This window comes from Bradyrhizobium sp. LCT2 (genome assembly GCF_009931255.1).
In the GTDB taxonomy this organism is placed as follows: domain Bacteria; phylum Pseudomonadota; class Alphaproteobacteria; order Rhizobiales; family Xanthobacteraceae; genus Bradyrhizobium; species Bradyrhizobium diazoefficiens.
Genome location: NZ_CP034432.1, coordinates 4,013,517 through 4,034,558, shown reverse-complemented (window position 1 = coordinate 4,034,558; position 21,042 = coordinate 4,013,517). Strand labels below are relative to the sequence as shown.

At 65.1% G+C, this 21,042-nt stretch carries 21 protein-coding genes; 12 read left to right on the top strand and 9 right to left on the bottom strand.

Features of this window, described 5'->3' with window-relative positions; translation table 11 throughout:
• The first annotated feature begins 12 nt into the window (after positions 1-12).
• The 3 genes from EI171_RS19375 to EI171_RS19365 all read left to right on the top strand — a co-directional run bounded on the left by EI171_RS19375 (position 13) and on the right by EI171_RS19365 (position 3,640).
• Positions 13-1,176 carry a M20 aminoacylase family protein gene (locus tag EI171_RS19375; protein ID WP_011088348.1) on the top strand — a complete coding sequence of 388 codons (1,164 nt, stop codon included), beginning with the start codon at positions 13-15 and terminating at the stop codon, positions 1,174-1,176.
• Between the two features lie 2 nt (positions 1,177-1,178).
• Positions 1,179-2,600, top strand: a complete 1,422-nt coding sequence (locus EI171_RS19370; RefSeq protein ID WP_161534410.1) for an amidase — start codon at positions 1,179-1,181, stop codon at positions 2,598-2,600.
• Positions 2,601-2,749: 149 nt separating this feature from the next.
• Positions 2,750-3,640: a crotonase/enoyl-CoA hydratase family protein gene (locus EI171_RS19365; protein ID WP_161534409.1), complete on the top strand. Its 891-nt coding sequence runs from the start codon at positions 2,750-2,752 to the stop codon at positions 3,638-3,640.
• Between the two features lie 55 nt (positions 3,641-3,695).
• Here EI171_RS19365 and EI171_RS19360 read toward each other — a convergent pair whose 3' ends face one another.
• The 3 genes from EI171_RS19360 to EI171_RS19350 all read right to left on the bottom strand — a co-directional run bounded on the left by EI171_RS19360 (position 3,696) and on the right by EI171_RS19350 (position 6,139).
• Positions 3,696-4,673 carry an NADPH:quinone oxidoreductase family protein gene (locus EI171_RS19360; protein WP_161534408.1) on the bottom strand — a complete coding sequence of 326 codons (978 nt, stop codon included), beginning with the start codon at positions 4,671-4,673 and terminating at the stop codon, positions 3,696-3,698.
• Positions 4,673-5,281 carry a 2-hydroxychromene-2-carboxylate isomerase gene (locus EI171_RS19355; RefSeq protein ID WP_161534407.1) on the bottom strand — a complete coding sequence of 203 codons (609 nt, stop codon included), beginning with the start codon at positions 5,279-5,281 and terminating at the stop codon, positions 4,673-4,675. Before EI171_RS19355 ends, EI171_RS19360 begins: the two co-directional genes overlap by 1 nt.
• 156 nt (positions 5,282-5,437) lie before the next feature.
• Positions 5,438-6,139 (bottom strand): glutathione S-transferase N-terminal domain-containing protein, encoded by a 702-nt coding sequence (locus EI171_RS19350; RefSeq protein ID WP_161534406.1) that lies wholly within the window; start codon positions 6,137-6,139, stop codon positions 5,438-5,440.
• Between the two features lie 109 nt (positions 6,140-6,248).
• On the opposite strand from EI171_RS19350, the gene EI171_RS19345 reads away from it, so the two are divergent.
• Positions 6,249-7,271: a methionine synthase gene (locus EI171_RS19345; protein WP_011088354.1), complete on the top strand. Its 1,023-nt coding sequence runs from the start codon at positions 6,249-6,251 to the stop codon at positions 7,269-7,271.
• Positions 7,272-7,289: 18 nt separating this feature from the next.
• On the opposite strand, the gene EI171_RS19340 is transcribed toward EI171_RS19345, so the two are convergent.
• The 3 genes from EI171_RS19340 to EI171_RS19330 form a co-directional block, all read right to left on the bottom strand.
• Positions 7,290-7,907: a hypothetical protein gene (locus EI171_RS19340; protein WP_011088355.1), complete on the bottom strand. Its 618-nt coding sequence runs from the start codon at positions 7,905-7,907 to the stop codon at positions 7,290-7,292.
• A gap of 132 nt (positions 7,908-8,039) precedes the next feature.
• Positions 8,040-8,567, bottom strand: a complete 528-nt coding sequence (gpt, locus tag EI171_RS19335) for a xanthine phosphoribosyltransferase (protein ID WP_028175425.1) — start codon at positions 8,565-8,567, stop codon at positions 8,040-8,042.
• 38 nt (positions 8,568-8,605) lie between these two features.
• Positions 8,606-9,343 (bottom strand): molybdopterin-binding protein, encoded by a 738-nt coding sequence (locus tag EI171_RS19330; RefSeq protein ID WP_011088357.1) that lies wholly within the window; start codon positions 9,341-9,343, stop codon positions 8,606-8,608.
• Positions 9,344-9,620: 277 nt separating this feature from the next.
• Between EI171_RS19330 and EI171_RS19325 the strand changes: the two genes are divergently transcribed.
• From EI171_RS19325 to EI171_RS19295, 7 genes are all read left to right on the top strand, one after another.
• Positions 9,621-11,039 carry a circularly permuted type 2 ATP-grasp protein gene (locus EI171_RS19325; RefSeq protein ID WP_161534405.1) on the top strand — a complete coding sequence of 473 codons (1,419 nt, stop codon included), beginning with the start codon at positions 9,621-9,623 and terminating at the stop codon, positions 11,037-11,039.
• A gap of 4 nt (positions 11,040-11,043) precedes the next feature.
• Complete coding sequence (locus EI171_RS19320; RefSeq protein ID WP_011088359.1) at positions 11,044-11,988, top strand: alpha-E domain-containing protein; 945 nt, start codon at positions 11,044-11,046, stop codon at positions 11,986-11,988.
• A 128-nt stretch (positions 11,989-12,116) separates the two neighbouring features.
• Entirely contained in the window at positions 12,117-12,959 is an 843-nt protein-coding gene (locus tag EI171_RS19315) for a transglutaminase family protein (RefSeq protein ID WP_038967763.1), read from the top strand.
• A 148-nt stretch (positions 12,960-13,107) separates the two neighbouring features.
• Positions 13,108-14,307: a flavin-dependent monooxygenase gene (locus EI171_RS19310; RefSeq protein ID WP_161534404.1), complete on the top strand. Its 1,200-nt coding sequence runs from the start codon at positions 13,108-13,110 to the stop codon at positions 14,305-14,307.
• A gap of 54 nt (positions 14,308-14,361) precedes the next feature.
• A complete protein-coding gene (locus EI171_RS19305; protein WP_028175429.1) occupies positions 14,362-14,769 on the top strand; it encodes a carboxymuconolactone decarboxylase family protein in 408 nt (135 codons plus the stop codon).
• A gap of 106 nt (positions 14,770-14,875) precedes the next feature.
• Entirely contained in the window at positions 14,876-15,634 is a 759-nt protein-coding gene (locus EI171_RS19300) for a proteasome-type protease (protein ID WP_011088363.1), read from the top strand.
• A gap of 25 nt (positions 15,635-15,659) precedes the next feature.
• Entirely contained in the window at positions 15,660-16,418 is a 759-nt protein-coding gene (locus EI171_RS19295) for an SDR family oxidoreductase (RefSeq protein ID WP_011088364.1), read from the top strand.
• A 5-nt stretch (positions 16,419-16,423) separates the two neighbouring features.
• Here EI171_RS19295 and EI171_RS19290 read toward each other — a convergent pair whose 3' ends face one another.
• Together EI171_RS19290 and EI171_RS19285 are read right to left on the bottom strand one after the other, a co-directional pair.
• On the bottom strand, positions 16,424-17,212 hold the full coding sequence (locus tag EI171_RS19290; RefSeq protein WP_161534403.1) for a hypothetical protein: 789 nt from the start codon (positions 17,210-17,212) through the stop codon (positions 16,424-16,426).
• Positions 17,213-17,625: 413 nt separating this feature from the next.
• Positions 17,626-18,864, bottom strand: a complete 1,239-nt coding sequence (locus EI171_RS19285; RefSeq protein ID WP_161534402.1) for an MFS transporter — start codon at positions 18,862-18,864, stop codon at positions 17,626-17,628.
• Positions 18,865-19,025: 161 nt separating this feature from the next.
• Between EI171_RS19285 and EI171_RS19280 the strand changes: the two genes are divergently transcribed.
• Complete coding sequence (locus tag EI171_RS19280; protein ID WP_060908094.1) at positions 19,026-20,276, top strand: NupC/NupG family nucleoside CNT transporter; 1,251 nt, start codon at positions 19,026-19,028, stop codon at positions 20,274-20,276.
• A gap of 149 nt (positions 20,277-20,425) precedes the next feature.
• Here the strand turns inward: EI171_RS19280 and EI171_RS19275 are convergent, their stop codons facing one another.
• The gene (locus EI171_RS19275; RefSeq protein ID WP_011088368.1) at positions 20,426-20,953 is read right to left on the bottom strand and encodes a cupin domain-containing protein; all 528 of its coding nucleotides are present in this window, start codon (positions 20,951-20,953) and stop codon (positions 20,426-20,428) included.
• Positions 20,954-21,042 lie beyond the last annotated feature (89 nt).

Genomic DNA, 21,042 nt, shown 5'->3' with positions numbered 1-21,042 from the left:
CGGACAGAACACATGCCCACGATCGACCGCATCGACGGCTATGCCGACGAACTCACCGCTATCAGGCGCGACCTCCACGCCCATCCCGAGATCGGCTTCGAGGAAGTGCGCACTTCCGGCATCGTCGCGGACAAGCTGAAGGGCTGGGGCATCGAGGTGCATCGCGGCCTCGGCGGCACCGGCGTGATCGGCGTCATCAAGGGCAAGGGGTCGAGCGGCAAGCGCATCGGCCTGCGCGCCGACATGGACGCGCTGCCGATGGAAGAGAACACCAATCTGAAATGGAGCTCGAAAATCCCCGGCCGCTTCCACGGCTGCGGCCATGACGGCCACACCACCATGCTGCTCGGCACCGCGCGCTATCTCGCCGAGACCAGGAACTTCGACGGCACCGTGCACCTGATCTTCCAGCCGGCCGAGGAAGGCCTCGGCGGCGCCCGCGCGATGATCAAGGACGGGCTGTTCGAGAAGTTTCCGTGCGACGAGCTCTACGGCCTGCACAACGCGCCCGACCTCAACCACGGCGAGATCGCGATCCTGCCCGGTCCGGCGATGGCCAGCGCCGACTTCTTCGACCTCCGCATCACCGGCTATGGCGCGCATGGCGCAATGCCCGAACGCTCCAAGGACGCGGTGATCATCGCGACCACGCTGGCGCAGGCGATCCAGACCATCGTCAGCCGCAACGTCGAGCCGCTGCAGGCTGCGGTGGTGTCGATCACCCAGATCCATGCGGGCTCCGCCTACAACGTCATTCCCGGCGACGCGCATCTTTGCGGCACCATCCGCACCTTCTCGAAAGAAGTCCGCACCCTGGTCAGCGAACGCATCCGCACCATCTGCGCCGGCATCGCGGCCGCGTATCAGTGCGCGATCGACGTCGACATCCGCGACACCTTCAACGTGCTGGTCAACCAGGTCGAGCAGTCCAAGGTGGTCGAGGAGGTGGCGCGCACCGTCGTCGACCCCGCCAAGGTGATCACCCGCACCCAGCCGAAGATGGGCAGCGAGGATTTTGCCGACATGCTGGAGACCATTCCCGGCGCCTATTTCTGGGTCGGCCATGACGGCTCGGTGCCGGTGCACAATCCCGGTTTTGTGCTCGACGACAAGATCCTGCCGATCGGCGCCAGCATGTTCGCCCGCATCATCGAAACGCGCATGCCGGTCGTTTAGCAATGCATAAAAAGAGTGTCGAAGAGGCGGTCACCTCGCTGCACGATCTCTCCGCGGTCGATCTGATCGCGGGCTATCGCGCCAAGCAATTCTCGCCGAGCGAGGTGCTGGAGGACGTGCTCACGCACGTCGCCGCGTGGGAGCCGCACCTCAGGGCACTCTATGCGTTCGACCCCGACGGCGCGCGCGAGGCCGCAAAGGCCTCGACCGCGCGCTGGACCGGCGGCGAGCCGTCCGGCCCGCTCGACGGCGTGCCTGTCACGGTAAAGGACAACATCGCGACCAAGGGCGTGCCGGTGCCGCTGGGGGCGGCCAGCGTCAAGCTCGTGCCGGCCGAGAAGGACGCCCCGCCCGCCGCGCGGCTGCGCGAGGCCGGCGCGATCATCTTCGCCAAGACCACCATGCCCGATTACGGCATGCTGTCCTCGGGGCTCTCCAGCTTCCACGCGCTCGCGCGCAACCCCTGGGACCTCTCCAAGAATCCCGGCGGCTCCAGTGCCGGTGCGGGCGCCGCCGCGGCGGCCGGCTACGGCCCCCTGCATCTCGGCACCGATATCGGCGGCTCGGTGCGCCTGCCCGCGGGCTGGTGCGGCCTCGTCGGATTGAAGCCGAGCTTCGGCCGCGTACCGATCGACCCCACCTATGTCGGCCGCGTCGCCGGCCCCATGACCCGCACCGTCGACGATTGCGCGCTGATGATGAGCGCGATCGCAAAGCCCGACCGGCGCGACGGCATGAGCCTGCCCGCCGAACCCCTCAACTGGAAAGGACCGGAGAAGTCTCCGCGCAAATTGCGGATCGGCCTGATGCTCGATGCCGGCGTCGGGCTGCCGGCAGAACGGCCGGTCCGTGACGTTGCCGTGAAAGCCGCAAAGGCGTTCGAATCCGCAGGCAGCGTCGTCACCGAGGTCGACGGCATTTTGACCCGCGAGATGCTCGACGGCCTCGACAATTTCTGGCGCGCGCGGATGTGGGACGATCTGTCCAAGCTGACGCCGGCCGAGCAGGCAAAGGTGCTGCCCTACATCTTCAAATGGGGCGCATCCGGCGCAAAGCTCTCGGGTGTGGATGTCATCCGCGGCTTCAACCAGACCATGGCGATCCGCGCCGCGGCGTCGAAGCTGTTCTGCGAGCTCGACTACGTGATTTCGCCGACCGCGCCGAACGTGAACTATCCGGCCGACTGGGCGTCGCCGACCAACGATCCCATGAGGCCGTTCGAGCACATCGCCTATACCGTGCCGTGGAATATGTCGGAGAACCCTGCGGTCTCCCTCAACGGCGGTTTCGACGCCAACGGCTTTCCCATCGGCGTGCTGATCGTCGGCCGCCGCTTCGACGACATCGGCGTGCTCGGCATGGCCAAGGCCTTCGAGGGCTTGCGCGGCCCGCAGCGGCCCTGGCCGAAGCCGCCGGCACGCTGAATATCCTCCGTCATTCCGGGGCGTCGCGAAGCGACGAGCCCGGAATCCATAACCACCATCGTGAGTATGGATTCCGGGCTCGCGCCAAGAGGCGCGCCCCGGAATGACGTGCTACAGAGAGAATAAGAAACAAAGGAAGGAAATAACCCATGGCGTATGAGACGATCAAATACGAGGTCGCCGAGCAGATCCTCACCATCACGCTGTACCGGCCCGACAAGCTCAACGCCTTCAACGCGCAGATGCAAGCAGAGCTGATCGACGCGTTCGATGCCGCGGACAAGGACGACAACGTCCGCGCCATCATCGTCACCGGCTCCGGCCGTGGTTTCTGCGCAGGCGCGGACCTCTCTTCCGGCGCCGACACGTTTGATCGCGACGCGCGGCGCGGTCCCGTCAAGCGCCTCGCCGACGGCAAGGTCGATTACAGCGATCCGCAGGTGCGCGACGGCGGCGGCCAGGTGACCTTGCGTATTTTCAAATGCCTCAAGCCCGTGATCGCCGCGGTGAACGGCCCTGCCGTCGGCATCGGCGTCACCATGCAGCTCGCGATGGACATCCGCATTGCCTCCGACGCCGCCCGCTTCGGCTTCGTGTTCTCCCAGCGCGGCATCGTGCCCGAGGCCGCCTCGAGCTGGTTCCTGCCGCGCATCGTCGGCATCTCGCAGGCGCTGGAATGGTGCTATTCGGGCCGCGTCTTCCCGGCGCAGGAAGCGCTTGCTGGGCGTCTCGTCAGCAAGGTGGTGCCGCCGGATGATCTCTTGCCGACCGCCCGCGCGCTCGCCAAGGAATTCGCGGCGAAAACCGCGCCGGTATCGGTGGCGCTGATCCGGCAGATGATGTGGCGCATGATGGGTGCGGACGATCCGATGGAAGCCCACAAGGTCGACAGCCGTGGCATCTACGCCCGCGGCCGCTCGGACGACGTCAAGGAGGGTGTGGTGTCGTTCCTGGAGAAGCGTCCGGCGCAGTTCAAGAACAAGGTGTCGAGCGACATGCCGGACTATTTTCCGTGGTGGACGGAGCGGGAGTACAAATAGTTCACGGCCATTCCGGGGCTCGCGAAGCGAGAACCCGGAATGACGGTGATGGAGATCACTCCATCACCAGCGCCACGCGACCGATCGCCTTGCGGTCGATCAGCAACCGCATCGCCTTCGCGTAATCCCCAAGCGGCAGGCGGTGCGAGACGTTGGGGCGCAGCTTGCCTTCCTCCGCCCACTGAAGCAGCGCCTTCAGGCGCACCTCGCCGAGCGCGGGATTTTTCCGCACGGCCTCTCCGGCGCGCACGCCGAGCACACTGGCGCCCTTGATCAGCAAGAGATTGGTCTTGGCCGAGCCGATGCCGCCGGTGAAGCCGATCACCAGCAGCCGCGCGCCCCAGGCGATGCAGCGCATCGAGCTCTCGAACACCTCGCCGCCGACCGGATCGAACACGACGTCGGCGCCGCGGCCGTCGGTGATGCGCTTGACCGCATCGCGAAACGGCTCGCGATCGTAACGCACGAGATGATCGGCGCCGCGCGATTTCGCAATGGCAAGCTTCTCGTCGCTGGAGGCGGTCGCGATCACGGTCGCGCCCAGCATCTTGCCGATTTCGACGGCGGCAAGGCCGACGCCGCCGCCGGCGCCATGCACGAGCAGCACCTCGCCCGGCTCGACCCTGCCGCGGTCGATCAGCGCGTGATAGGCGGTGCCGTGGCCGGCGAGATAGGTCGCAGCCTCCGCGTAATCGAAGGTGGACGGCATCGGCGTGAGCTGCGACGGCGCGACGACCGCTTCATCGGTGAAAGTACCGTGGCGCATCTTCACGATCACCTTGTCGCCGACGGCAACGCCCCTCGCCTCCACGCCGACCTCGGTCACATCGCCTGCCGCTTCCATGCCGGGCGTGAAGGGCAGCTCCGGCTTGAGCTGATATTCCCCGGCCGCCATCAGCACGTCGGGAAAATTCAGCCCGGCGGCGCGGATCGCGACGCGCACCTCGCCCGGCTTCAGGGCACGCGAGGGAAACTCTTCCAGCAGCAAGCTTTCGGGCGCGCCGAACTCGCGGCAGACGACAGCGCGCACCATCAGGCCGCGCTCGCCCTGCGGCGCTTGAGCGCCTCGCGGATCAGCGGCAGGCGGTCATTGCCGAAATACATGTCGGTCTTATCGACGAAGATCGTCGGCGAGCCGAAGCCGCCGCGCGCGACGACCTCTTCGGTGTTGGCCTTGAGCTGGTCCTTGATCCCCTGCTCCGAAATGCCTGCAAAGAATTTCTGCTCATCGATGCCAACCGTCCTGCAGATCTCGGCGAGCACCGTGTCCTGCGAGATGTCCTTGTCGCCGCTCCAATAGGTTTCGAACACGGCGGTCGCGAACGGCACCATGTCCCGACCCAGCCAGATGCAGCCGCGCATCGCCTTGACGCTGTTCACCGGAAACACCGTCGGCGGCATCTTGATCGACAGGCCGGCCGAGCGCGCCCAATCCTGGAGATCCTTCTTCATGTAGCGCGCCTTCAGCGGCACCGGCTTCTCCCGCTGCGCGTAGACGCTCGGGTTGACCGTGTTGAAGATGCCGCCGACCAGGATCGGCCGCCAGGCGATCTCCGCGCCGAGCTCCTTGGCCAGCGGCTGGATGTTGTGAAAGGCGAGATAGGTCCAGGGGCTGGAACAGTCGAAGAAGAATTCGATCATGGCGTTTCCTTTGCTCTTGTCATTCCGGGGCGCGCCCTCTTGGGCGCGAACCCGGAATCCATTCCACCAGTTTTATTGCGGCCCGATGGATTCTCAGGTGCGCAATTGCGCACCTTAGCTCGGCGCTTCGCGCCGCCCCGGAATGACGGGTGCAGCCTACTTCTTTCCCAACACTTCCTTCGCACGCTGGCCGAACATGATCTTGCGTGATTCCTCGTCGAACGGCTCTTTCACGAACTTGCCGATCGCGAGCCCCGCCTGCACCGGCGGCCTGGCACGGACCTCGGCGTACCACCGCTTCACGTTCGGATAGTCCTCTAACGTAAAGCCCTGCGCCTTGTGGGTCATGGTCCAGGGGAAGCAGGCGATGTCGGCGATGGAATAGTCGCCGGCGACATAGGCGCCGGTCTTGGCCAACTGCCGGTCCAGCACGCCGTAGAGCCGCGCCGCCTCGTCGCGGTAGCGCTCGATCGCGTAAGGGACCTTCTCGGCCGCATAGAGCGCGAAGTGGCCGTGCTGGCCGAGCATGGGCCCGAGCCCCGCCATCTGCCACATCACCCACTGGATGGTGGTGGAGCGGCCGCGCAAATCTCCGGCCAGGAAACGGCCGGTCTTCTCTGCCAGATAGATTAGGATCGCGCCGGTCTCGAAGGCCGAGAAAGGTGCGCCGCCATCGGCGGGTTCGCGATCGACGATCGCGGGAATACGGTTGTTCGGACTGATCGCGAGAAACTCGGGGTTGAACTGCTCGCCCGCGCGGATGTTGACGGGCTTCACGCGATAGGGGAGCCCGAGTTCCTCCAGCATGATCGAGATTTTCCAGCCGTTCGGCGTCGGCGCATAATAGAGATCGATCATCGCCTTCCCTGTCGTCGCCGCTGGAATAGAGAGCGACTTTTGTTGTTCTGTACCTCGACGTTAAGACATGGCAGGAAGAGGCGCAACATAACCTGCCGGGAGAGCCGCCATGCTGTTTCCAACCACGATCGCCGGCTCCTTGCCGAAGCCCGAATGGCTCGCCGAGCCCAACATGCTCTGGGCGCCCTGGAAGTCGCAAGGCGATGAGCTGCTCCGCGCCAAGCGGGACGCGACACTGATCTGGCTGAAGATCCAGGAGGACGCCGGCATCGACATCGTCACCGAGGGCGAGCAGGCCCGCCAGCATTTCGTGCACGGTTTCCTGGAGAAGATCGACGGCATCGATTTCGCCCACAAGGTCGAGATGGGCATCCGCAAGGACCGCTACAAGGCGATGGTGCCGCAGGTGGTCGCGCCGCTCCGGCTCAAGGGCCGCGTCCATGCCTTTGAGGCGCGCGTGGCGCGCACGCACACGAAGAAGAAGCTGAAATTCACCCTGCCCGGCCCGATGACCATCATCGATACGATTGCCGATCGCTACTATGGCGACCGCGTCAAGATGGCCTTTGCGTTCGCCGAGCTGCTCAACGAGGAAGCCAAGGCACTCCAGGCCGACGGCGTCGATCTCGTACAGTTCGACGAGCCTGCCTTCAACGTCTACATGGACGAGGTCAACGACTGGGGCATCAAGGCGCTGGAGCGCGCCGCGCAGGGGCTGACCTGCGCCACCGCCGTGCACATCTGCTACGGCTACGGCATCAAGGCCAACACCGACTGGAAGGAGACGCTCGGCGCACAGTGGCGGCAGTACGAGCAGATCTTCCCCGCGATCGACGCGAGCCCGATCCAGCAGGTCGCGATCGAGTGCCGCAATTCCAAGGTGCCGCTCGACCTGCTGGCGCTGCTCAAGACCAAGATCGTGCAGGCCGGCGTGATCGACGTCGCCAGCGACACGGTGGAGACCGCCGAGGACGTCGTGAAGGTGATCGACGCGGTGTCGAAATTCGTGCCCAAGAGCAACATCATCGCCACCACCAATTGCGGCATGGCGCCGATGCGGCGCGAGATCGCCGAAGCCAAGCTGATGGCGCTCGGCGCAGGTGCCGCAATGGCGCGCGAGAAGCTGGGATGATGACGGTAAGCCGCTGCGCTAGCTGCGCGCTGTCGGATGCAACGCAGGCCGATAGCCGGCGACGATTGCGCGCAGCGTAGAAGGCGGCGTCAGCAGCTTGGCTTCGGCGAGCTCGCGGTTAACTGCCGCATAGCCTGCCGGCGACCACAACAGCGCCCTGCCCCGCGCCACCAGAAAGCTCTCCTCGCCCTGCTGCACCATCGCGCCGTCGGGCAATTCTGCCAGCGACATCGGCAGCGCGTGCAGCTGCTTCCTGCCGCGATCAAGGCGCTCGCGATGCAGCGCGGCGTCGATCGCCTTCGCGCTGACGTCGCTTGCAGCATTCCCCGCTTCCCACGCTCTGCGAAAGCGCCTGGCATCGTCGCGGCGACAGAAGAAACACGGCCGATGGCCCGCGGCAAACGAGGTGGCTTCGTCGAGGAAGAACAGCTCGGTCCAGCTCCGGCGCGCCATCACCGGGCGCCGCCAGCCGCGGAATTCGCAGAGGCAAGTAATCCAGGCCGGCGACGACCAGCGCTTCTTCAGGAGCGTCTTCGTCGCGGGATCGTGGATGATGCCGCGATTGCCGGTGAACATTCCGCGATGCGGGGTGGCGATGATCTCGCCGGTCGGCGTGACGCGATTTTGCAGGGGCATGGGTGCGCGCCCGTTAAACTGACGTCATTCCGGGGCGGTCCGCAGGACCGAACCCGGAATCTCGGGATTCCCTGGTGCGCAATTGCGCACCATAGTTCGATGCCTTGCATCGCCCCGGAATGTCTCCGTCCCTCACGCCGCTCCGTCGCGGAGCGGCGGGTGATAGGACAGCGCGGTGTCCCAGGGGAAGAAGATCCAGGTGTCCTGCGACACCTCCGTGATGTAGGTGTCGACCAGCGGGCGCCCCTTCGGCTTGGCGTAGACCGTGGCGAAATGCGCATCGGGCAGCATCTCGCGCACCAGCTTGCCGGTCTTGCCGGTGTCGACGAGGTCGTCGACGATCAGGAGCCCCTTGCCGGTGCCGCCGCCGAGTTTCATCGCAGCTTCCGAGATGCCCTTGAGGACCTGAAGCTCGCCCTGCTTGTTGTGGTCGTAGCTGGCGATGCAGACCGTGTCGATCACGCGCACGCCGAGCTCGCGGGCCACGATCGCGGCCGGCACCAGGCCGCCGCGGGTGATCGCGATCACCGCGTGGAACGGACCGACCTCGTTGAGCCGCCAGGTCAGCGCCCGGCAGTCCCGGTGAAACTGGTCCCACGAGACCGGAAAGGCCTTGCCTGCCCGCTCCTGCGCGCTCAGTTCCGGTGCTTCACCGCCCATCATCCTCTCCTGCAAATCGTCGTCCGGCGGCCTTTCTGCTACCGGGTGATGTTCAATCCTGCCAGCATTTCCTTCACCGCGGCCATGGCTGCGGCGAGCTTATCCGCATCCCGCGAACGCACCACCAGATTGGTGTTCGGCTTCGAGTCCTCGTCCATGAAGGGATAGCTGCCGATGATGGTGTCGGGATGAGCGGCGGCGATCGCCCGCAGCGGGCTGCCGATGTCACCTTCCCGCGCATTGGCGCGGACCGATTCGGAGAGCATGCGCACGCCCGATTTCAGCTTGGGCGAGACGATGTCCATCATCGCCTGCATGATCGAGGGGACGCCCGCCATGACAATGACATTGCCGATCTTGAAGCCGGGCGCGAGGATGGTCGCGCTCTGGATCAGCTCGGCGCCGTCGGGGATGCGGGCCATGCGCAGGCGGGCCTCGTTGAGATCCTGCTCGCTCCAGCGCTCGCGGAAACGGGCGACCACCTCCGGGTGATGGTCGATGCCGACGCCGAACGCCTTGGCGACGCTGTCGGCGGTGATGTCGTCATGGGTCGGCCCGATCCCGCCGGTGGTGAAGACATAGGTGTAGCGATGCCGCAGTGCATTCAATGCGGCGATGATGTCGTCCTCGTCGTCGGAGACGACCCGGACTTCCTTCAGGTCGATGCCGATATTGGTCAGGTATTCGGCAATGAAGCCGATATTCTTGTCCTTGGTCCGGCCGGACAGGATTTCGTCCCCAATGACCAGAATGCCCGCCGTGACGATCTCGCTCATGCCTTAAGTCCCTCACCTGTAGCGCCGACTTTGCCGAGGTAACGCGTTGAAGTCACGCGGTTTTGCTGCCGAAATAAGCAGTCCTCAGCCATTTTTTCAGGCAAGCCGCCGGCCATCCCCGGTAAATGCTGCCAGTCCATGCTTATCGCGCTGGCCCGCCCCTTGCTACCACCTGAAAGTCATGCACTCTTGCCGCATGGCCAGGACGTTGCGGTCTTCACCAAGGCCTGACGACCTGTCCAATGGCGCAACGCCTTGCGGGGACAAGTCGGGATCTATGGCAGTCGCGTTTGATGAAATGAACATTCCCGGCGGGGACCTTCGCCCCGCCTATCAGGAGCTGGCTCGCTGGCTCAAGGAGACGCCTCCCGAGGCGCTCGAATATCGCCGCCAGGAAGCTGAGCTCCTGTTCCGCCGGATCGGCATCACCTTCGCCGTCTACGGCGAATCCGAGTCGACCGAGCGCCTCATCCCCTTCGACGTGATCCCGCGGATCATGTCGGGCAAGGAATGGGCGCTGCTGGAGAAGGGCCTGAAGCAGCGCGTCCGCGCGCTCAACATGTTCCTGCGCGACATCTATCACGGCCGCGACATCCTCCGCGCCGAGGTCGTGCCCGACGATCTGATCTTCCAGAACCCGGTCTTCCGCCCCGAGATGAACGGCCAGCAGGTGCCGCACGACGTCTACGTGCACATCGCCGGCATCGACATCGTCCGGGTCGACGCCGAAGACTTCATCGTGCTGGAGGACAATGCGCGCACGCCGTCGGGCGTGTCCTACATGCTGGAAAACCGCGAGATCATGATGCGGCTGTTTCCGGACCTGTTCGCCCGCCACCGAGTGGCGCCGGTCGAGCGCTATCCGGACGAGCTGCTCGCGGCCCTGCGCTCGGTGGCGCCGCAAGGCGCTTCGGGCGAGCCGACGGTCGCCCTGCTCACGCCGGGCGTCTACAACTCCGCCTATTACGAGCACTCGTTCCTTGCCGACAAGCTTGGCATCGAGCTGGTCGAGGGCCGCGACCTCATCATCAAGAACAACGAAGTGTTCATGCGGACGACCGAGGGGCTGAAACGCGTCGACGTGATTTATCGCCGCGTCGACGATGACTTCATCGACCCCCTCACCTTCCGCCCCGATTCCGTGCTCGGCGTGCCCGGGCTGATGTCGGCCTACGCGGCCGGCAACATCACCCTCGCTAATGCGGTCGGCACCGGCATCGCCGACGACAAGGCGATCTACTCCTACATGCCTGACATCGTGAAGTTCTATCTCGGCGAGGAGCCGATCCTGAAGAACGTGCCGACCTGGCGCTGCCGCGAGCCGAAGGACCTCGCCTATGTGCTGGACAATCTGGGCGAGCTCGTCGTCAAGGAAGTGCACGGCTCCGGCGGCTACGGCATGCTGATCGGCCCCGCCGCAACGAAAGCGACCATCGAAGCGTTCCGCGAGAAGCTCAAGCGCGAGCCGGAAGGCTTCATCGCGCAGCCGACGCTGGCGCTCTCGACCTGCCCGACTTGTACGGCCACCGGCCTTGCTCCGCGCCATGTCGACTTGCGGCCGTTCGTGCTGACCGGCAGCAAGAGCACCACGATCGTGCCGGGCGGGCTCACACGCGTCGCGCTGAAGGAAGGCTCCCTGGTTGTGAATTCGAGCCAGGGCGGCGGCACCAAAGACACCTGGATTTTGGACGAGTAGTCAGATGCTGTCGCGTACCGCCGAAAACCTCTACTGGCTCGCCCGCTACGTCGAACGGGCCGAATATCTTGCGCGCACCATCGATGCGACGCTGCGCGTCACCGCGCTTCCCGCCGCCTACATCGGCAAGACCAACGAATGGGACTCGGCGCTGCTGACCGCCGGCGTCGCCGCAAGCTTCTATCAGACCTATGAGGAAGCCAACGAGCACAACGTCGTCGAATACCTCTCGTTCTCGCCGAACAATCCGTCCTCGATCAGGAACTGCATCGAGGCGGCACGGCTGAACTCGCGCTCGGTGCGCACCGCGCTCACCAGCGAGATGTGGGACACCATCAACTCGGCCTGGATTGAATTGCAGGAGGTCTGGAGCAAGGGCACCTCCACGCGCGAGGACCTCGCAAAATTCCTGCGCTTCGTACAGGAGACTTCGCTGCGCTTCGACGGTTCGGCCTACCGGACCATGCTGCGCAACGACGCCTACTGGTTCTCGCGGATGGGCGTGCATCTGGAACGCGCCGACAACACCGCGCGCATTCTCGACGTGAAGTACCACGTGCTGTTGCCCGAGGAGGAGCATGTCGGCGGCCCGCTCGACTTCTATCAGTGGAGCTCGATCCTGCGCTCGGTCTCGGCGCTGACCGCCTATCACTGGGTCTATCGCGAGACGCTGAAGCCCTGGTTGATTGCGGACCTGCTCATCCTCAACGACACGCTGCCGCGTTCGCTGGCCAGCTGCTACGGCAATCTCGTGCGCAACCTCGACCAGATCGGCGTCGCCTATGGCCGCCAGGGCCCGGCCCAGCGCCACGCCCGCGGCATCCGCAACCGGCTGGAACACAGCAATATGAACGACATTTTCCAGCATGGCGTGCATGAATTCATTCAGGAATTCATCGCGGACAATTCCAGGCTGGGCGAAATCATCACGAAGCAGTATTTGATCTGATACACGCCGTCATTCCGGGATGGTCCGAAGGACCAGACCAGGAATCTCGAGATTCTCAGGTGCGCAATTGCGCACCATAGTTCGGTGCTGTGCACCGCCCCGGAATGACGCCAGAACAACGGTCCACCATGCGCCTGCGAATCCAGCACACCACGACCTATCGCTACGAACCGCCGGCGACCAGCGTGATCCAGATCCTGCGCATGACGCCGTGCAGCCATGACGGGCAGTATGTGGCGGAATGGCAGATCGACGTCTCGACCGACACCAAGCTCGACACCCATGAGGACGCCTTCGGCAACGTCACCCATGTGCTGTCCTGCGGGCCCGTCGGCGATATCAAGATCACGGCCGAGGGCCTGATCGAAACCCACGACACCGGCGGCGTGCTGCGCGGCGCCGACGAGCGCTTTCCGGCCGGCATGTTCCTGCGCACCACCGACCTCACCTCCGTCAATCCGGCCATGGCCGCAGTCGCGCGCCAGTTGCGCAGCGAGGCCGAGAGCGACACGCTCGGGTTCCTGCACACGCTGATGAGCGAGATCGGCGACCACATGACGTTCGACGAGGATCCGACCAACAGTGGCACGTCGGCGGCGGAAGCCTTCACGCTCAAGCGCGGGGTCTGCCAGGACTACGCGCATATCTTCATCGCCTGCGCCCGCACCGGCGGGGTGCCGGCGCGCTTCGTCTCCGGCCACTTTTTGCGCTCGGACGGCACGGTGCACCAGGATGCCGGCCATGCCTGGGCGGAGGCCTATGTCCCCGATCTCGGCTGGGTCGGCTTCGATCCCGCCAACAGCATCTGCGCCACCGACGCCCATGTCCGCGTCGCGATCGGGCTCGACTATCTCGGCGCAGCCCCCGTGCGCGGCACCCGCTATGGCGGCGGCGCAGAGACGCTGTCGGTGGCCGTCAAGGTCGAGCAGGCCGGCCGCGGCGGGCAATCGCAGTCCCAGCGGCAGAGCTAAATCCGGCGAGATCGCGTCGCGAGACATCTGCGGCGTAATCAAGCCGCTACGTTACAGCTGTAATCCACGACTGCCGCGCTGAAACCGCCCCGTAGCACCATCTATTCAACGTCTGTCGCGATCCGTTTCCGCAACAGAGGTTGAACAGATGCAGCTTCACGAAAAAAACAAAAGCCATTCGGCGCCCCTGCGCGATCCCCACCAAGACATGCTGGTGGGCATCCGGGAGCTCGCTCCCGAGATCAAGGCACGTGCCGCCGAGATAGAAGCTGCACGCCGCATCCCGCCCGACCTGGTGGAGCGGCTGAGGTCGATCGGTCTCTTTCGGATGTTCGTGCCGCACAGCCATGGCGGGCTGGAGCTGGAGTTTCCGGCGGGACTGGAGGTCATCAAGACACTGGCCCGTCTCGACGGCTCGATCGGCTGGATCGCGGCTGTCGCCGGGGTCAGCAGCCTCTTCGTCGCCGCGTCACCCCCGGAATTGTACAAGCGCGTCTACCAGGACGGACCTGATACGGCGATCTGCGGCTCATCCCAGCCGGGTGGAACGGCAGAGCGCGTGGCCGACGGCTACCGCGTCAAGGGCCGCTGGCCGTTCGCCAGCGGTTGCATGCATGCGGACTGGATCGGTGGAATCTGCATTGTCACCGAAAATGGCAAACCGGTCCCCGGCCCGCAGGGCAAGCCACTGCTTCGCGCCGTTACGCTGCCGGCTCGCGACTGGGAGATCGAGGACACCTGGCACGTGGCGGGGCTCGAGGGCACCGGCAGCCATCACGTCACGCTGCGGGAGACGCTGGTTCCCGAGGCCAATTTCTTCGATCTCGATGCTGCCCCGCGCCAGTCGGGTCCGCTCTATCGAGCATTGCGGCAATTGCTGCCGTTGGTGCACGGCGCATTTGTGGTAGGCATGGCCGAGAGCACCGTCGATGAACTGCTCGCGCTGGCCAATACCGGGAGGCAGCAATTGTATGCGGCTGTCCCGATGCGGGAGTCCGAGATATTCCAGTACGAACTCGGCCGGATCTCCGCCGAGCTCGGGGCCGCGCAGGCGTTTCACGAGGTCCAGGCTGCCAGTCACTGGCGTCACGCGCTGGCCGGAACGTTGAATGACGAAGACCTTGTCGTCGAAGGGACCCGATCGGCGACCTGGCTCGCCACGACCTGCGTCGGCATCGCCGACGCCTGCTTTAGCCTGGCCGGAAGCAGTGCGGTCTACGACAGCTCGCCGCTGCAGCGGCGCCTGCGTGACCTTCACGTCGCAGCACAGCACGCCCACGCGCAGCAGCGGCAATATGTCGATGTCGGCAAGCTGGCCTTGCGCCGCTCAACTGAACATGCCGGCTGACCGCATGGGGCGTGCTATGATCGCAGGGTCAGATCAGACCCTGCGAGGCCCCCCATGGCGACTGTGAAACTGCTTTCGGACGATGAACTGTCGAGCGAGGCGCGCGCCGTTTTCGACGACATCCGCAAGGTGCGGCAGTCGGATTTCGTCAACAATTTTTGGCGCGCGCTGGCGCATGATCCGAAGACGCTGCGGCGGACCTGGGAGAGCATCAAGGAGGTGATGGCGCCGGGGGCGCTCGATCCCAAGGTCAAGGAAATGCTCTATGTCGCGGTTTCGGTGGCGCATGGCTGCAGCTATTGCATCCATTCGCACACCGCCGGCGCACGAGCCAAAGGCATGACCGAGGCCGAATATGGCGAGCTGCTCGCCATCGTCGGCATGGCTGCGGAGACGAACCGGCTGGTCACGGCGCTCGGCGTTCCCGTCGACGAGGCGTTTCTCGTCGGCGCCGCCGACTGAGGTCAGCCGTCGCGCCCGGGAATGACGACCTCATCCCGGGAATTGGGGTTGGAGCGGCCCCCGAAATTGGCTAGTAATTCCGCGCAAACGCGTTCGGGGACTGGAAATGACCTATTGTTGCGGAATCCTGGTTCGGGACGGTTTGGTGATGATCGCCGATACCCGCACCAATGCCGGTCTCGACAACGTCTCGACCTTCCGCAAGCTGCACATCTTCTCCAAGCCCGGCGACCGCATCATGGCGATCGCCAGCGCCGGCAACCTCGCCATCAGCCAGTCGGTGCTGTCCACGCTGACCGAAGGCCTCGAGGACCCCAATACGGGCGAGATCGAGACGCTGATGAACGCGCCGACCATGTTCCAGGCCGCCCAGCGCATCGGCCGGGCGATCCGGGCGGTGCATGCGACCGAAGGGCCCGCGCTGAAATCCGAGGACGTCTCGTTCGACGTCTCCTTCCTGTTCGGCGGCCAGATCAAGGGCGCGCGCATGCGGCTGTTCATGGTCTACACCGCCGGCAACTTCATCGAGTGCACCACCGACACGCCCTACTTGCAGATCGGCGAGCACAAATACGGCAAGCCGGTGCTCGACCGTGCCATGCATTACGACGTCGAGCTCTACGAGGCGCTGAAGACCGGCCTGATCTCGATGGACTCGACCATGCGCTCCAACCTCGGCGTCGGCCTGCCGATCGACGTGCTGGTGGTGCGCGCCGACGCCTGCGATGCCGATCTCAACCACCGCATCGAGGCGGGCGAGCCCTATTTCCACGATCTGCGCTCGCGCTGGTCGGCAGCCTTGCGCGCCGCGCACCAGAACATTCCGCGCCCGCCCTACAAGAACGAAAAAGAACCCAAAACCTGACAGCTTAGAGAAAAGGCAGGAAACGATGAGTGAAGCAAAAAAGATCGCAGTGGTGACGGGCGCCGGCACCGGTGTCGGCCGCGCGGCCGCGCTGGCGCTGATGAACACCGGCTTCACCGTGGTGCTCGTGGGGCGCCGCATGGAGATGCTCGAGGAAACGGCGAAGCTCGGTCCCGCAGGAAAGAGCCTCTGCGTCACCGCCGACATGACCAAGCCGGACCAGATCGCCGCGCTGTTTGACAAGGTGAAGGCGACCTATGGCCGCCTCGACGTGCTGTTCAACAATGCCGGCATGGGCGCGCCGGCGGTGAACTTCGAGGATCTCAGCCTCGAGCAGTGGCAGGCGGTGGTGAACACCAACCTCACCGGCCCGTTCCTGTGCACCCAGCACGCCTTCCGCATCATGAAGGACCAGACCCCGCGCGGCGGCCGCATCATCAACAACGGCTCGATCTCGGCGCATGCGCCGCGGCCGTTCTCGGCGGCCTACACCTCGACCAAGCACGCCATCACGGGCCTCACCAAGGCGAGCAATCTCGACGGGCGCATGTACGACATCGCGGTCGGCCAGGTCGACATCGGCAATGCGGCAACCCCGATGACCGACCGCATGGTCAACGGCCCCGGCGTGCTCCAGCCCGACGGCACCACCAAGCACGAGCCGCGCATGGACGCCAAAGCGGTCGGCGATGCTGTCGCCTACATGGCCGGCCTGCCGCTGGACGCCAACGTGCTGACCATGACGGTCATGGCGACCAAGATGCCGTTCGTTGGACGGGGCTAAGACCGTTACTGGTTCTTGCCCAGGGCTTCTGACACCAAATGAAGCCCGCGATCCTTGGCCGCGATCAACCGTCGTTGAAATGCGGCCAAGGTCGCTTCTTTGCTGTCGGGCGCAAGTTCGCTGGCCAGGGCAGCGAAGTGGCTATCGGCCTCGTCGAACCGGCCGAGACGCCGCAGCATCTCGCCGGTCAGAAGCCGATCGTCGAGGCGCGCTTCTGCGCTCCTGGTTGTGTCGGCAACGTCCACTGCCAGCCGCGCCAGCAGTTCAGTCGCATAGCGAGTGTAGCGTTCGCCGGTCGTGCCTTCCGCCATCAGGCGCCGGACGAGATCCTGAGCATCCTTGGCGGACAGGCCAGGTCTGTTCACCCGGCTCCGTTCGCCAAGCTCGGTTCGTCCCGCCTCCCACGTCGCCTGCAGCAGCAGACTGGATACTTCCTCGTGAGATGCGCCGGTGTGCTCCATGATCCAGGATGCGCGGTAATAAGGCGTCTCACTCCGGATGCCCTGAAACTCCGATGACAGAATCAAAGGCCGAAGCCGCTCCAGCTCGTCGTCCTCGTACTTCGCCTTGACGAAGACAAATCCGTTGGTCGGGCAACTCGCGAGCGGCCAGGGGCTTTCAATCGCACCGACCGGCATCCAATCGAGCTGCTTGCCAAAGGACGTGCCGGAGTTCTGCGCGCTGTAGGTGAATTTGACGCCGTCGTAGGGACAGGTCATTTCGACGATGCTTCTGGTCATTGCATGAGCAGCGAAAGCGCCGCCGGCCAGAACGAGCCACGCCAGAACTAGCAACCTTGATCGCCTGCCCATCTCCCCCTCTATCCTACGTGGAGACCGATCCCTCGGACTACCATGCCGTCCGGAATACGCCGTTCGTGTGGCGCCGCTGAAACGGGCCTCGCTCCTGCCTGACTCAAAAAGTGAAAAACAACCCCATGCACAGTAGGCGTCAAGAGGCGCCTACTGCCGCTCGGCCGCCGGGGTGACGCGACACAAATCCACGAGCTATCTCAACAATCGTCATTGCGCGCGCAGCGGCTCTCTCTTCCCCCTCTCCCCGTTCTTACGGGGAGAGGGTTGGGGTGAGGGGCTGCTTCCGCAATCACGGTGAGAGTTGGACTCGCGGAGCGTCCCCCTCACCCGGAATCCGCGCTGCGCGCGAATTCCGGCCTCTCCCCGCAAGCGGGGAGAGGCGAAGAAGGGCCCTACTCCAAACTCTCCACCTTCCGCAGGCTGGGAAACAGCTTCATCCAGAGCAGCGCCACCGCAATGGTGCAGACGCCGCCGAACACTGCCGCCGGCATGGCGCCGAGCAGCGCGGCTGCCACTCCACTCTCGAACTGGCCGAGCTGGTTGGAGGCGTTGATGAAGAGGAAATTCACCGCGCCGACGCGGCCGCGCATCTCGTCGGGCGTTGAGAGCTGCACCAGCGAGAAGCGGATTACGACGCTGATCGTGTCGGCGGCGCCGAGGATCGCGAGCGACAGCACCGACAGCCACATCCAAGACGACAGCGCGAACACGATGGTCGCGATGCCGAACACGATCACGGCCTGGAACATGCGCAGGCCCACATGCCGCGAGATGGCGTGGCGCGCCAGCACCATGGTCATCAGCAGTGCGCCAACTGCCGGCGCGGCGCGCAACACGCCGAGCCCGACCGGGCCGGTCTGGAGGATGTCGCGGGCATAGATCGGCAACAGCGCGGTGACGCCGCCGAACAGCACCGCGAACAGGTCGAGCGAGATGGTGCCGAGGATCGCCGGATTGCTCCGGATGAAGCGAACACCGGCGAAGATGTTGTCGGCGTCCGTGCCCTCCTTGGCGACCGCCTGCGGGCGCGGCCGGATGAAACCGGTCAGGATCATCCCGAGAATCCAGAACAGCAGCATCACGGCATAGGCAAGATGCGGCGCGACCGCGTAGGCAAAACCGCCGAGCGCGGGACCCGTGATGGTCGCGACCTGCCCCGCACCGCTCGCGACGGCCGTTGCCCGCTGGAGCGAGCCCTGCGGCGCGATCAGCGGCAGCAGCGCCGCGGTGGTCGGGCTTTCGAAGGCGCCGGCAATGCCGAGCACGAAGGTCGCGATGAAGATCTGCACTTCGCTGACTGCGCCGAGATAGGTGATGATTGCGAGATAGAGCGCGGTCGCGGCCTCCACGAGCTGGCAGAGCTGGACCACGCGCTTGCGCTCGAAGCGGTCGGCGGCGTGGCCGGCGACGAACACGAGCAGCGCGGTGGGCAGGAACTGCACGAGGCCGACCATGCCGAGGTCGAAGGCCGAGCCGGTGAGGTCGTAGATCTGCCAGCCGATCGCGACCGCCGCGATCTGGCTGGAAAAGCGCGACAGGCTGCGCGAGAGCAGGAAGAACAGGAAGGCGCGGTGGGAGAGGAGCACGCCGGCGCTGACCGGCGGATTTTCGGATATTGGCTGCTCTGGCATCGCCTTTTGGGTCACCCTCGGACCGCTCGCCCCCTTGACGTCGACATGCCCCCGCGTGACTGAGGCGGGCCTGCTTGTCAACAGCCGGGCATTTCCCGCACGTCCCGGCATTGCGTTTGCAACGCACGCGCGGCCATAATCACAGAGGGTTTGGGGACATCATGCTGCGGCTGCAATCGGCACTCGGCATTTTCGCATTGCTGCTGATCGCGTGGGCGTTGGCAGAGAATCGCCGCGCGGTCTCGCTGCGCCAGGCGGCGATCGGCCTTGTCATGACCTTCGTCACCGCGGCCGTGCTGCTGAAGCTGCCGGCCGTCGCCCATGCCTTCGGCGCCATCAACGACGCGGTCGGCGCGATCTCGGCGGCCTCGCGCGCCGGCTCCTCCTTCGTGTTCGGCTATGTCGGCGGCGGTCCCCTGCCCTTCGACCTGAAGGTACCGGGCGCCGACTTCATCCTGGCGTTCCAGGCGCTGCCGATCGTGCTGGTGATGAGCGTGCTGACGACGCTGCTGTTCTATTGGCGGGTTCTGCCGCCGATCGTGCGCGGCATGGCCTGGCTGCTCGAACGCACGCTCGGCGTCGGCGGCGCGGTGGGCTTGTCGACCGCGGCCAACATCTTCCTCGGCATGGTCGAGGCGCCGCTGTTCGTGCGGCCGTATCTGGCACAGATGACACGCAGCGAGCTGTTCCTGGTGATGACCGGCGGCATGGCCGGCATCGCCGGCACGGTGCTGGTGCTCTATGCGACGCTCCTTGCTCCGCTCATCCCCGACGCCGCCGCGCATTTCGTCATCGCCTCGGTGCTGGGCGCGCCGGCCGCGATCCTTGTCAGCCTGATCATGGTGCCGGAGACGTCGGACAAGCGCACCGGCGGCGCGCTGGAGGATCCCGAGATGGCGGTCTCCGGCACGATGGATGCGATCGTGAAGGGCACCGGCGCGGGGATTGAGCTGCTGATCAACATCATCGCGATGCTGCTGGTGCTGGTGGCGCTGGTCTACCTCGTCAACGCCATCCTCGGCCTGCTGCCGCACATCGGCGGCGCGGCGATCTCGTTGCAGCGCCTGCTGGGCCTTGTGATGGCGCCGGTGTGCTGGCTGATGGGATTGCCCTGGGATCAGGCGGTGACGGCCGGCAGCCTGATGGGTACGAAAACCGTGCTCAACGAACTGATCGCCTATGTCGACCTGTCGAAGCTCGCGCCGGAGGCACTGGACGCACGCTCGCGCCTGATCATGCTCTACGCGATGTGCGGCTTCGCCAACTTCGCCAGCCTCGGCATCATGATCGGCGGCCTCGGCGTGATGGCCCCGGAGCGCCGCGAGGAGATCAACGCGCTCGGGCTGAAGTCGATTGTGTCGGGGACGCTGACGACGTGCTTGATGGGGGCGGTGGTGGGGGTGTTGGCGTAAGTCTCTCCACCGTCATTCCGGGGCGCGACGAAGTCGCGAGCCCGGAATCCATTTTACCGCGCGTATTGCCGCCCGATGGATTCCGGGTTCGCCGCTACGCGGCGCCCCGGAATGACGAGCGGAGAGACCGGAGCCCAAGAGAGAGCGCCTCAGGCCTTCAGCTCCACCGTCTTGAACTCCGCCGGCAAAATCACCTCCAGCAGTTCCACGTCGTCCGAGTAATCCAGGATCATGTGCTTGATCTTCGGCGGCTGGGTCCAGGCGCTGCCCTCCTTCATCAGCGTCTCGCCCTCGCCTTCCATGTAGGTCTTCACCCAACCCTTGAGCACGTAGACCATCTGGAATTCGACGTCGTGGAAGTGAAGCTTTGAGACTTCGGCGGGATTGCAGGGGCCCTGCAGCCGGATCACGTGTGCTTGCGCGAGGCCGTGGCTTGCTTCGGCGATACCGAGGTCACGGTACTTCGCGTAGGCGCGCAGGCCGTCGGCCTTGAAGTCTTCCTCGCGGTGATGGCTGATCGCGATGCGCTGCTTCGGACGTACGGGCTTCTTCGGAGAGGCTGTGCGCGCCTTCGCCTTGACCGCCTTGCGTGCCGAGGATCGCGCCGCGGCCTTGGTGCCGCTCCGCTTCTTCACCGCGGTCTTGCTTGCGGGTCTTGATGCCTTTTGCTTGGCCATTGTCTGCCTCCCTGATCTGAGCCGCGCCCGCCGGATGGGTGCAACCGGACGGCAGATTAGCCAGTCCTGGACGAGGCAGCAATTGCAGG